We start from the raw sequence: 11720 nt of genomic DNA on the forward strand, positions 1-11720 counted from the left end.
TAGCCATGTATTCTAAAACATGTTGAAGATGGACTAAACTGTTCACCCTTGTGATGTTGAAAATTCAACAATCCTTCGATGTTCAGAGTAGATTTTTCCAAAGATAAACAACACTTTGAGGATATATGCAACATTTTGATTAAATATCGAAATATTTATATAGCCCCACTGTCCAAAAATGCTCCTTGATGAGGGTTTTATACCCGAAAAGAATGAATAAGTTCAGAGGTGTACCATGATGAAGGAAGTTAAGGCCATTTTGTTGGCTGTGCTCCTCGTTGGTATGACATTTGGTTTCGCCGCAGCTGCATCAGTGGGGGGTAACTCACACCTTGCAACTCATACCCCAAAGAACTACGGACTACTGACTCCAAAGCTATTCCAGAAAGTTCAGGGAATGAATCCAAACAAGGAAATCAGTACCATCATTGTGTTCAATAGCCAGGCTGACAAAAACAGGGCTCTACCAATCCTCAAGTTCCTTGGCGCAAAGATAAAGTACAACTATCATGCCATCCCGGCTGTTGCCATCACGATACCGGTCAAGTATCTTCTGATTCTCGGTGGCCTTTCAGATGCGGGCATTATAAGCGGTCTCAGCGTACAGGGAATACAGTTCATACAGGACGACTACAAAGTCCAGGTTCAGGTCGACCTTGAGGGACTCGATGAATCCACCGCCCAGATATCAGCTCCCGAGGTTTGGAACGTTGGATACGATGGAAGTGGTGTTGTCGTTGCCGTCATCGACACAGGTATTGACGGCTCTCACCCGGACCTTCAGGGAAAAGTTATCGGCTGGAAGGACTTCGTTAACAACAAGACTACTCCCTACGATGACAACGGCCACGGAACCCACGTTGCGGGAATAATAGCCAGCACTGGTGCTGCCAGCGATGGAAAATACAAGGGTGTTGCACCAGGTGCCAAGCTCGTTGGCGTTAAGGTTCTTGGCGCTGATGGTAGCGGTTCAGTTTCCACCATAATAGCGGGTGTTGACTGGGTTATACAGCACAAGGACGAGTACAACATAAGCGTTATTAACCTCTCACTCGGTTCAAGCCAGAGCTCTGACGGAACTGACGCCCTCAGTCAGGAAGTTGATAAGGCCTGGGAAGCTGGAATCGTCGTTTGTGTTGCCGCTGGAAACAGCGGGCCTGACACCTACACCATAGGCTCCCCAGCCGCTGCTCCCGATGTGATAACCGTTGGAGCTGTTGACAAGAACGATGTCATAACAAGCTTCTCCAGCAGGGGACCGACCGCTGACGGCAGGCTCAAGCCTGAAGTCGTTGCTCCGGGTAACTGGATTATCTCCGACAGGGCGGCGGGAACTCAGCTAACCGACGAGCTCGTTGGGCAGTACTACGTTGCCGCCCCCGGAACGAGCATGGCTACTCCGCACGTTAGCGGTGCCGTTGCACTCCTCAGGGAGGCTCACCCTGACTGGACTCCCGATAAGATTAAGCACGTCCTTGAGATAACTGCAGACGTTGTCAACGCCAGCGCCATAGCGGGCATCGCCTACGGTGCGGGTAGGATAAACGTCTATGAGGCCCTGAACTATGACCAAGATTCAAAGGTCGTTATAACCGGTTACCTCGCCGACAAGCAGAACGTGACCAAGGAAGTTACCGTCAGCAGTGGAACCACTAGGATAGCCGCACTCCTTACCTGGGACAACCCGCAGGCAGACCTTGACCTCTACATGTACGATCCGAACGGTCAGCTCGTTGATTACTCATACACTGGCTACTACGGATTTGAGAAGGTCGCCTACAGGAACCCCACCCCAGGAACCTGGTACTTCGTCATCGCAAGCTACTCAGGAAGCGCTAACTACAACCTTGAGATTCTCGACGAGGGCGGAACCGTGACCGAGGGCTCCTCAAGTACTCCAAGCCAGCCAAGCACCCCGAGCACTCCGAGCAACACCACGACACCAACCAACAACACCAACACAACGCCAAGCACACCAACAACCCCGTCCAACCCGACTGTAGTCGTTAAGAACTTCACCGGAACCGTGAACTACGGAAGCTATGTAGTTGACACGGTCACCGTTGACAGCGGTGCAACCAAGATTGAGGGTTACCTCTACGGAAACAGCTACGATGACCTCGACCTGTACCTCTACGACCCGAACCAGAACCTCGTTACGAGCTCAACAACGTCAAGCTCAAACGAATACGTAAGCTACAACAATCCACAGCCTGGAACATGGTACTTCGTGGTCTACGCCTACAGCACCTACTACTGGTCGGCAAACTACTTCCTCCAGGTTAAGATATACTATGGCTGAAGTTTTTTTAACCCCCTCTTCTTTTTCCCATTTGGAGGTGTTGGAATGAAAAAGGTTCTAGCGGTTTTTTTAGTTACACTTGTAATCATACCCCTCTTTTACGCTCATCCCGTCAAAGGTGATGAAGTGCCGTACGTGTTTACCCCCACCATTCCGGCAACTGCGCTCTCAGCGATTGCACTGTACAAGGTTCACGAATACAAGTACGTTCTGGAGGCAGATACCTGGTTGATGATGCTTAAGACCCCAGATGGGGCATGGGCGTATCGCTACGGAATGGCTCCTCAGGCGAAATATACGGCCCTCGCATTAATGGCACTCATGAGGGGAGAGTCAATAGCCCGGGGTCTCTTCAACAGAACAATTCACCAGGGAATCTACTGGCTGATGTACAAACAGAATGACGATGGCTCCTTTGGGGATTATACCGACACGGCCCTGGCAGTAATTGCACTAAAAGAATACGCGGATTTCAAGTATTCATGGCTTCCCGTTGAGAAAGCAATAAACAACGGGCTCTACTATCTCCAAACTCACAGTCCAAAGACGACGATGGATAAGATTTTTGGATACATGGCGTTGGGCGATGTAAAAGACCTTAGAAACATCGAGGCAACGGGAGTTAATGCCCTCTACAAGGCCTTTGCATTGGCCTATCTAACCGGGGAAAACGTTGAAATCAACTCAACACTTAACGACCCTGCCTCCATTGCACTTCTCCTGTACTCTACCGGGAACAAAAGATATGAGGAGGACCTTCTGAAATCAGTACATTTCGGCTACTGGGGGACTCTAAAGTATCAGCCACCGGACATGTTAGAAACTGCCCTGCTTCCCGGGTTCTCTGACCTAAAACCACTGGCGTGTCCGTATATGCTAAAGGTTAAGCCAAAATTCGAATGGGAGGCCGTTGTTCTGGCGAAGTACTACGTGGAGTGCAACACCAGTGTTGAGCTGTCCAACCTGAACCTTGAGAAGCTCAAGCCGTGGATGGTTGCGGAGATAGCAAGGATAAACTACATCCTCGGAAGACCATACGGGAGAGAAGTTGAATACCTGCTCAAGAACGAGAGCGAAAATCACTGGGGCAACTTTTTCAATACGGCCTATGTAGTATGGGTTCTCTCCACCCTTAATGTTGAGGTCAACTACACACCAATCCTCAACTGGCTTTCCTCGAACCTGACCGACAAGTATCCAAACTACTACTATGCCTACGCACTTGTTGATTTCCACAGGTTCAACTATACAGAGGCATTCAATGAAACTTTTGAGATAATAAAGAAACGCCAGAATCCGACCGGTGCATGGGGTTACACAGCGGGTGCCCCCGACAACATCAAGACCACTGCAGAGATACTCAGGGCCCTCCTGGAAGTGGGGCTCTCAAACACTACCACGTACAAGAGGGGATACAACTTTCTGAGGAACGTTTTCTACGTAAACATCCCCAAACCAAAGACTGAGAACGGAATTGTTACCATGAAAAACGCAACGTTCCTCCTAATAAAGGACGGGACTCTTGTTGAGAACGTAACTGGCAGTGCCAAAATTGGGGGATTGGATGGTTACATACTGATATACCCAACAAAACATCCGCTCTTGGTGAACGCAACCCCTGTCGAGGGCTTTAAGGCAACGAGTCCCTGGAAAAAACCACTGGTAGAGAACCAGAAAGCAACGATTGGAGGAATATACCTTGTCTACATAGTTGCCGTGCTCGTTGTAGTTGTAGTGTCTCTCGGAGTTATCCTCAGCAGAAGAAATAGGAAGAAACGCTGAAAGCGTTATGTCGTCGAGGCTTCCTCGTCGTTGTATAGCTCGTCTCCGATTTCTATTTTCTTCTCAAAGCCCTTTGAACCTTCGAGAGTCTGAATCCTAAACATGTAGCTCTTGTACCAGTTGTAGGAGGGCTTGACCTTAACCGGAAGGAGCTTCCAGGCACGGGTCTCCTCCTCATAGCCCCAGTTCACGTATTCGTTGAAGTTCCTGATGATATCGGTTATAACAACACCGAACTCGTTGAGGAGCAAGCGCTGAATCTCGCGCCACTTGTCAAGGGAGCTTTCCCTCCTCGTTATGCCGAAGTAGCCGGCGCAACCGGGTCCCTTAAGGGTTGCAATTCCCCTTCCAACGAAGGCCCTTATCGCTGGAACCGTTTCAGGCGGGTCTGTGATAAATGTGTCAAACTTGTGGAGGGCATACTCGGGAAGTGGCTCGCGAAGGTCAAAGGTGAATATTTCGATGTCGGAGTAGCCGAGCTCGTCTGCAGTCTTTTCAATGAACTTCATGAGCCTCTCGTCTATGTCGAGGACAGCTATCCTCTTTGGAAGGCCTGAAAGCATTAAGGCGATGCTCGTCAGGTCATCATCACCGAGAACGAAGACCTCCTTGTTCTCGAGGTCACCCCTGCTGTGCATTAACGCAACCCTGGCAACTGTGGTTTCCGGCGTAACGTAGGCCTGGTCGAAGTCGTGCTTTGGCTGAGGCCTGTCCCTGACGATTTCCTTGAACTCTTCGAGCAAATCGCTGAAGGCTGAAAGCTCAACCGTCTTGCCCTGACAGTGAGAGCAGGTGTAGTCCTTTCTTGCCCCTATCCCGTACTTCTCAACGAGTTTCTTTCCGCTCTCCGTAAGCACGACGTTCGAGCCCTCAAAGGTTAGGTAGCCCATCTCGTGAAGAGCCTCAATAACGGCAACGACCAGTGGGAGTGGTTCCTCGCTGAGGTCTACTATCCTCCAGACGTCACTGCTCGCCAGAATCGCTGACAGGACGTTTTCTATGGTTCTTTCATAAACGGGGATGCTCGTCCTGGCCTTAACCCTCTCGATTATCTCCTTCATTTCCATCCCTCCAGAAGGATTTTTGGTTCGTAAGCGGGGTTAGTGAGGCCCTCTTTTAAGGTTTTCCCGAGGATTTTTAAGATGATAGTGCAACCCAATCCATGCTCTCAAGAACCAAGGATTTAATCAAAGAGTATCGCCTCCGTTACAACCTCGAAGCCCTTGAAGGGGTTAGGAAAGAGATTGGCGAGGAGGCGTATTCAAGGCTGAAAGCACTCGTTCTATACCGCCTTGAAGAACGGAAGTTTGAAAGGACTCCCCTTGGAGTTAGGATTGCCGTTGCGTTCTCGGCCGGCTCCGACAGCACGGCAACCCTAAAGATACTCCGCTGGGCAGGCTTTGACGTAGTTCCTATAACGGCCAAACTGCCCCAAATGAGTGAAAAGACCCTCAAAAAGGTTCGTTCCGAAAACGCGATACTGGTAGAGGTACCGGATTACGAGAAGACAATGAGAGAACTCATTGAAAAAGGAGCACCCATATGCGGTCGCTGTCACTTGATGGTTATGGAAGCTGTTGAGCGAAAGGCAATTGAAATGGGAGCAAAAATCCTTGCAACGGGAGATATGCTGAGCTCGGGCCTAATTTCCATTTACAAAAAGGGAGAACTCGTAATGCTGAACCTCCCCGCTTTTCTTGCCCTTGATAAGGGAGAGATTATCAAGATAATCGGCGGAAAGTATGAGCTGAGCTTTGGCTGTCCCCTGCTCTGGGAACTCTTCAGGAGGGCACCTTCAACGAAGAGACTGGCCCTTCAGAGAATCCTTCGCGAGACGAGGGCGAGAGCTTTAACCCCCGAGATGGCCGTTGAGTTGATGAGAGACGTTCTCTCCAGATAGTTCACAATTCTGACCCAAAAGGTTTAAATGTGTAGTTTTTAACCTAAGCCGGTGGTGAGGATGGTCACAAAGGAAGAGGTTGAGAAGGTTGTGAAATCCGTCGTTGATGAGAAGTTCATCCGCTCAATTGAGGTTGATGAAAAGGGCAACGTTACGGTAACCCTCGCAAAGGACACCCCTGATTTGGACAACGTTCTCATAAAGCTTCACTCCGAGCTTGGAAAAATTGAAGGCGTTGGCCTGATAACGATAAACCGCGAGAGGGAGGTTCAAAATACAGGAGAAAACGTCCAGCTCACAAAGGAACTCATTCTTGAAAAGCTTAAGGAAGTCATAGACCCCGAGATAGGAATAGATGTCGTGAACCTCGGCCTTATCTATGACCTCCAGATTAGGCCCGACAACACCGTTTACGTCAAGATGACGATGACAACACCAGGCTGTCCCCTAACGATGTGGATTCTCAGGGCTGTTGAAGACAAAATCCTCGAGATTCCCGGCGTTAAGGACGCTGAGATTGAGCTTACCTTCGACCCGCCGTGGACACCCGACAGGATAAGTCCCGAGTACAAGAAAAAGCTGGGCCTTTACTGACCAGTCCTGACTTTCTCTGTTCATCGTCGCTTTGTTTAGCTTTCCTTTCCACAAATTATCTTTTTAAACCGTTGGTTTTAGGAACGAAAAGTTTATATTCGCCCAATCCCACTTAAACCCGGTGATGTGCCATGGCGTGGAAGGTTACCGTCGACCAGGACACCTGCATTGGTGACGCCATCTGTGCAAGCCTCTGCCCGGACGTCTTCGAGATGAACGACGAGGGCAAGGCCCAGCCGGTTGTTGAGGTCATCGAGGACGAGAACCTCTACAACTGCGCCAAGGAGGCCATGGAGGCCTGCCCTGTTAGCGCTATCAGCATTGAGGAGGCCTGAAGGCCTCTCTTTTATCTTCCTTGTGGGACTTTTCTGAGGAACCAAAGGGACATAAAAAGAAGAATAAGTTCATTCAAGACTCAGATTGAACTTCTGGGCCTGCTCGAGAACGTACTCCCTTATTTCCCTCGCCTTTGGCAGTTCTCCAACGATTTCTCCGTTCTCTATGAGGGGTTTAAGAAGGGGTTCAACCTTTGCCCCGCAGACCGGACAGCGTTCGAGCTTTTTATTGGCCGGAACACGGTGGTAGTGGCCGTTCTCACAGCGGTAAACCTGCTTCCTCCCGCTGAGTTTTCCACGCTTCGTTATCGGCTTTCCTTCGACCTCAACGATGTCGAGAGAGAAATCTATCGGCTTCGCGCTCGCTATGGCGGAACCAACTCCAAAGGCATCGGCCACGTCCACTATTTTCCTTATGCTTTCCTCGTTTAGGCCCCCTGAGACGAAGATTTTCACCCAGTCGTAGCCCCTCAAATTGAGCTCCCAGCGGACTTCCTCGATGATTCTTCTGAAGTTGCCCCTCCTTGAACCGGGTGTGTCTAAGCGAACCGCGTCGAGCCTTTCACCGAGTGTCTCTGCCGCCATCAACGCCTCGAACTTCTCATCACAGAGCGTGTCAACCAAGGCCGTCCTAGGAACTTCGGGCTCAACGACCTCGTCAAAGTATTTCCAGGCCTTAACCTGGTCACCGACCGTGAGAATCAGTGCGTGGGGCATGGTTCCAACGGGCTTTTCACCAATCATCTCGGCCCCAAGAACGCCGGAAACTCCATCGCAACCGCCTATGAAGGCCGAACGGTCAATCATCGGAGCTATTGCTGGGTGCATGTGTCTTATGCCAAAGGAATAGACTGGCTTGAAGTTCGCGGCAATCTTAATCCTCAGGGCCGAAGTCGCTATTCCACTAGCCTGACTGAGCATTCCAAGTAAAGCAGTCTCGTATATCCCGAACTCCTCGTAAAAGCCCTCTATCTGGAGAACCGGTTCGTAGGGGTGAAAGATAGTTCCCTCTGGCATCGCGTAGACGTTGACGGGAAGGCCCTCGAGTAGCTTTGCGACCTCCTCTATTCCAGCTAAAACCCCCCACTTCCAGCCGTGTGGGAGGCTTGTTGTAGTCACGTCGGCGAAAACCTTCCTGTGAATTCCTTTTTCGGTGAGAATTTTCCTTGTCCTGATGAAATAAACGTCGGTTGTCCTTCCTGCTTTGATATCCTCCTCGTGAGCGATGTAAAAGTCCCTCATGTGCACCACCAATACCTAATTGGTTCAGATAGTTTAAGGCTTTCCCCCGAGTGAGAACGGCAGTTCAACGCTTTCTCCTTTTTCCAGCCTGTGAAGTTCCCGTCTGTAGGCCTCCAGTGGCCTGTCCTCAACCTTGAGAAAGCGGGCAAAGGTCTTTGGCCTCTCCTCAAGCTCATCGAAGAACTCGAGATAACGCCTGTCCCTCACTATGTGGTGGTCGAGTATTATCTCAGCGTTTGTCTCGCGGATTATCTCGTTCAGGTTCTTTATTCCGGTTTCCCAGCTCCCCTCGGCGCGTTTTCCGAGATATGTGGGAGGACCGCCTGTTATGAGAAGATCAGGGTTTTTTTCAATAATCCACTCAACGGCTTTTCTATTCAATAGCTGTATGTCACTTGCGTGGATTATCCTTTGGGAGCCATCGTCAATTAGGGTCATTACCACAAAGCCGAGCTTTGAGCCTTCCCTTCCGTGGGGTACAGCTGGCGAGAACTCAAGCCTAACCCCTCCAAGGTCGAAGGTTTTTCCATCGGCGAACTCAATCTTCTTTGCTATCGGTTCAGCGTTTTTCAAAAAGGCCCAAGCACGTTTCCTCTGGCTGAAGTTTATGTTTTCCCGTGGGTGCTTTATGAAAAGGAGCTTTCCCTCGTATATCTCCCTCGCGTAGCTCTCGCTTGAACTCTCGTAGAGGCCTTCAAAAAAGGGCGTGTGGTGGTCGTAGTGATAGTGTGATATTATCACGACATCTGCTCTTTTCGCATACCCCTGCAGTTTCTTCCTCATTTTCTGGAGGGTTTCAAGCTCTATTCTGGCCGGTGGAAGGCCGTAGCGCTTTGGCCCGAGGGCAACGCCCGGGTCGATGAGGATTTTTAGGCCGGAAGCCTCGACGAAGGTCGCTAGACTTCTAACTCCCAAACTCTCGCTCGCGATGGGAATGACGCGCATTTTATCACCGAATGTGCATTTGAGCTAAACCTTTAATAAGCCCTGCCCGTTAGTGAATGATTGACCGATGAGGAGTGTCATCCCGAGGCCCCTTTTTGTATGCGTTTTGTACATATGTACAAACTGATTAGATGCTCAGATTTTTTATTATAAACTCAACGCATGCTCTAATTATGATCTTATAATATATAAATCTTTTGATTTGGTTAGTGTCATAGGTTAATAGCATGTAATTTGGAAATGTTTATAAAGTTTAATTGCTATAACTAAACTGAGCAATGTATTTGAGGGGGCCTTTATGATCAGAAAAAGATTTAGTTTGCATCCCTCTGTGAAGGATCCGGTATTCAACGACCAAACCTACATACTCTTCGATCTGGAGTACCTAGATGAATACAAAGAGGAACTGGTAAAGCTTAGAAACTCAAAGCAACTGAGCCCCGGCACCTTTCAAAATAAGTCCTTTGCACTAAACACTTTCGTTGAATATCTGCTGAAAGTACTGGACAAACCACCTGAGAACGGCTCCGTAGTGAAGCTCAGTGCGGAGAGTATTTACAGGGCCTTCTCAGAGTACATCAGAGATCCAAACCGAAGCAAGTCCTCACACACCTTTAATGTTGTATTGAATTATACTAAAGAAGCCCTAAGACACATCCTATGGGAAAAGTACGGTGTAAGCCTCTCCAGGGTATTTGGCGAAGAAATATTCGATCCGAACCTTTACTTGAGTATGATATCAAGAACTGCTTTAAGATCCAAGGCAATACAGCTCAAGACGTACCAAAAAAGCGAGCAGGAAAAGGTTGTTTCCTCTGAAAGAATACGGGCGGCACTAAGATGGCTTTCTATTCTCATCTCTGAGAGGCCTACAATTACAGTAGAAAAGATTAGGTTGGCCACTTTAATAGTCCTAATGACTGGTGCAAGGGGCACGGAGATAAACGATCTTCAGTTTGTTACCATTGATGAAAGCGGGAGAAAAACTAACCAGATCGACTTAAACAGGGGCATCATTTACTTTAGAAGAGCAAAGCTCAAAACGGACACAGGCGGTATAACTCCTGTATTTATTCACGAGGTCTTAATCAGCGAGCTTAAAATCTTCAAAAGAAGGTTTATCCTAGACCCAACAGCCCCGATATTTGGATACTACTCTTTGGATAAAGTCTTTACGCGCTACTACATACCTCGGGAAGTATTTAGACGCAAGAAAGACTTGGAAAGAGCGTATTCTATGCACAGCTGGCTCAGGGTTTATCCTCCAGACAAGCCAATAATCACAATTAAACTGTTCAGAAAGTTCTTTGACAGCCATCTCCAGAATATGATCTACGAACTTGTAGATAACGAAAAGCTGGGATTCATGGGCTTTTTAAGCTCGGCCCAGCTTATTGACGAGCTTCGAAGGTACAAGAACTATCTCCTAGGGAGGGCTGAAGGAGTTGACTTCATGCACTACATCTCATTAACAGAAGACAAACGGTTCAGGGGAAGGTATAGGAGACTTACTCGGATGTTCGTCGACTCGATAATAGATGAGGTCATGCCCGAACTTCTCCGAGTCCTTAATGAAGAAACCCTCCGGAGATTCTTCTCGGGGTATAAGCATTCCGAATCCAAAACAGCCGCCGCGGAAATGGGGGAGATAACGCAGACTGTTTCGGGGGGATAAACTGATGAGATACCCCACCAAAAAGCACGGAAAGATGAAGAGAAGAAATGCGAGGGCTGAGATCTCAAAGCTGGCTCTTGATGATGTGTATAAGTCCCTACTCAAGCTACAGGACAGTCTAAAAGAAAACACTGAGGGATATCTCAGAGTACGCGTCAAAGTATCAGCCCTCAGCCTCTTGGCTCAGAATGATGAGGAGTGGTTCACCGTCAGGGAAATCATTGAGGAGCTTATAAAAACGTCAGTTCTTCCTTCAGGTAGTTTAGAAGAGATAAAATGGGAGGCATTTATCAGAATGTTTCTATACCGCCTGTATAAAAAGGGATTCCTTGAGAGAAAAGCCATAATCGTTGGAACTCTAGCTTATGCATACCGGGCAAAGAAAGAGAAAATAAGAAACCAAATTATATTTTACTATACTTCATATTCGGAGGTAATGGAAGAAGAAAGGGGGCCTTATATTGAGATCGAGATCTGATAAGAGAAATGAAACTCCCCGCCACGGGCAAGATGACGAGGAAGAATTTATCTCGGTAATGCTGAAGAGTATCGAGCCTCTTTTGGCTGAGGACTGGAACCGGCCAGAAGATGAATGGTGGGATACTGTAAAAGGGAAAATCTACAAGCAAGATCCTGAAGATCCAAAATGATAACGTGGATTTCTGCCAAAACCTAGAAATATCCAGCAGTTGTCTGTGGAAATCTAGAGAAGCCGATATGGAACAGAATAGAACTAGATAGAACAAAATAGAATTTAAGAAAACACCATAGAACTCATGAGAACACAGAAAAAGGCTTTCCATATCTATACCCCTAACCCCCTCTTTCCAAAGATCGCTCAATGCTCCGTTCTGTTCATCCTTTGGCAAATTCTGATAATTCTACCCGTAACTACTAAGACGTGCCTTCAACATTACCTAACAAGCGGACAATCACACTCTAACC

At 48.3% G+C, this 11720-nt stretch carries 11 protein-coding genes; 8 read left to right on the forward strand and 3 right to left on the reverse strand.

Annotated elements, in window-relative coordinates; translation table 11 throughout:
• The first annotated feature begins 238 nt into the window (after nucleotides 1-238).
• Nucleotides 239-2302: a S8 family serine peptidase gene (locus tag MVG27_RS02715; RefSeq protein WP_297549030.1), complete on the forward strand. Its 2064-nt coding sequence runs from the start codon at nucleotides 239-241 to the stop codon at nucleotides 2300-2302.
• Nucleotides 2303-2347: 45 nt separating this feature from the next.
• Nucleotides 2348-4084, forward strand: a complete 1737-nt coding sequence (locus MVG27_RS02720; protein ID WP_297549028.1) for a prenyltransferase/squalene oxidase repeat-containing protein — start codon at nucleotides 2348-2350, stop codon at nucleotides 4082-4084.
• A gap of 5 nt (nucleotides 4085-4089) precedes the next feature.
• Here MVG27_RS02720 and bpsA read toward each other — a convergent pair whose 3' ends face one another.
• Entirely contained in the window at nucleotides 4090-5145 is a 1056-nt protein-coding gene (gene bpsA / locus MVG27_RS02725; protein WP_297549041.1) for a N(4)-bis(aminopropyl)spermidine synthase, read from the reverse strand.
• A 101-nt stretch (nucleotides 5146-5246) separates the two neighbouring features.
• On the opposite strand from bpsA, the gene MVG27_RS02730 reads away from it, so the two are divergent.
• The 3 genes from MVG27_RS02730 (at nucleotide 5247) to MVG27_RS02740 (ending at nucleotide 6913) form a co-directional block, all read left to right on the forward strand.
• On the forward strand, nucleotides 5247-5984 hold the full coding sequence (locus tag MVG27_RS02730) for an ATPase (protein WP_297549026.1): 738 nt from the start codon (nucleotides 5247-5249) through the stop codon (nucleotides 5982-5984).
• Nucleotides 5985-6044: 60 nt separating this feature from the next.
• Nucleotides 6045-6578 (forward strand): metal-sulfur cluster assembly factor, encoded by a 534-nt coding sequence (locus MVG27_RS02735; RefSeq protein ID WP_297549039.1) that lies wholly within the window; start codon nucleotides 6045-6047, stop codon nucleotides 6576-6578.
• Between the two features lie 131 nt (nucleotides 6579-6709).
• Nucleotides 6710-6913: a ferredoxin gene (locus MVG27_RS02740; RefSeq protein WP_297512753.1), complete on the forward strand. Its 204-nt coding sequence runs from the start codon at nucleotides 6710-6712 to the stop codon at nucleotides 6911-6913.
• 69 nt (nucleotides 6914-6982) lie between these two features.
• Here MVG27_RS02740 and MVG27_RS02745 read toward each other — a convergent pair whose 3' ends face one another.
• Both MVG27_RS02745 and MVG27_RS02750 read right to left on the reverse strand, forming a co-directional pair.
• Complete coding sequence (locus tag MVG27_RS02745; protein ID WP_297549036.1) at nucleotides 6983-8155, reverse strand: nicotinate phosphoribosyltransferase; 1173 nt, start codon at nucleotides 8153-8155, stop codon at nucleotides 6983-6985.
• Nucleotides 8156-8188: 33 nt separating this feature from the next.
• Nucleotides 8189-9100 carry an MBL fold metallo-hydrolase gene (locus MVG27_RS02750; RefSeq protein WP_297549024.1) on the reverse strand — a complete coding sequence of 304 codons (912 nt, stop codon included), beginning with the start codon at nucleotides 9098-9100 and terminating at the stop codon, nucleotides 8189-8191.
• 298 nt (nucleotides 9101-9398) lie between these two features.
• Here MVG27_RS02750 and MVG27_RS02755 point away from each other — a divergent pair, with 298 nt between their 5' ends.
• The 3 genes from MVG27_RS02755 to MVG27_RS02765 are packed head-to-tail and all read left to right on the forward strand — an operon-like array spanning nucleotide 9399 to nucleotide 11425.
• A complete protein-coding gene (locus tag MVG27_RS02755; protein ID WP_297556122.1) occupies nucleotides 9399-10775 on the forward strand; it encodes a hypothetical protein in 1377 nt (458 codons plus the stop codon).
• A 4-nt stretch (nucleotides 10776-10779) separates the two neighbouring features.
• Nucleotides 10780-11253 carry a hypothetical protein gene (locus MVG27_RS02760; protein WP_297556123.1) on the forward strand — a complete coding sequence of 158 codons (474 nt, stop codon included), beginning with the start codon at nucleotides 10780-10782 and terminating at the stop codon, nucleotides 11251-11253.
• A complete protein-coding gene (locus tag MVG27_RS02765) occupies nucleotides 11237-11425 on the forward strand; it encodes a hypothetical protein (protein WP_297556124.1) in 189 nt (62 codons plus the stop codon). Before MVG27_RS02760 ends, MVG27_RS02765 begins: the two co-directional genes overlap by 17 nt.
• Nucleotides 11426-11720 lie beyond the last annotated feature (295 nt).

Origin of the sequence: Thermococcus sp. (assembly GCF_027011145.1) — an archaeon.
Lineage (GTDB): Archaea > Methanobacteriota_B > Thermococci > Thermococcales > Thermococcaceae > Thermococcus.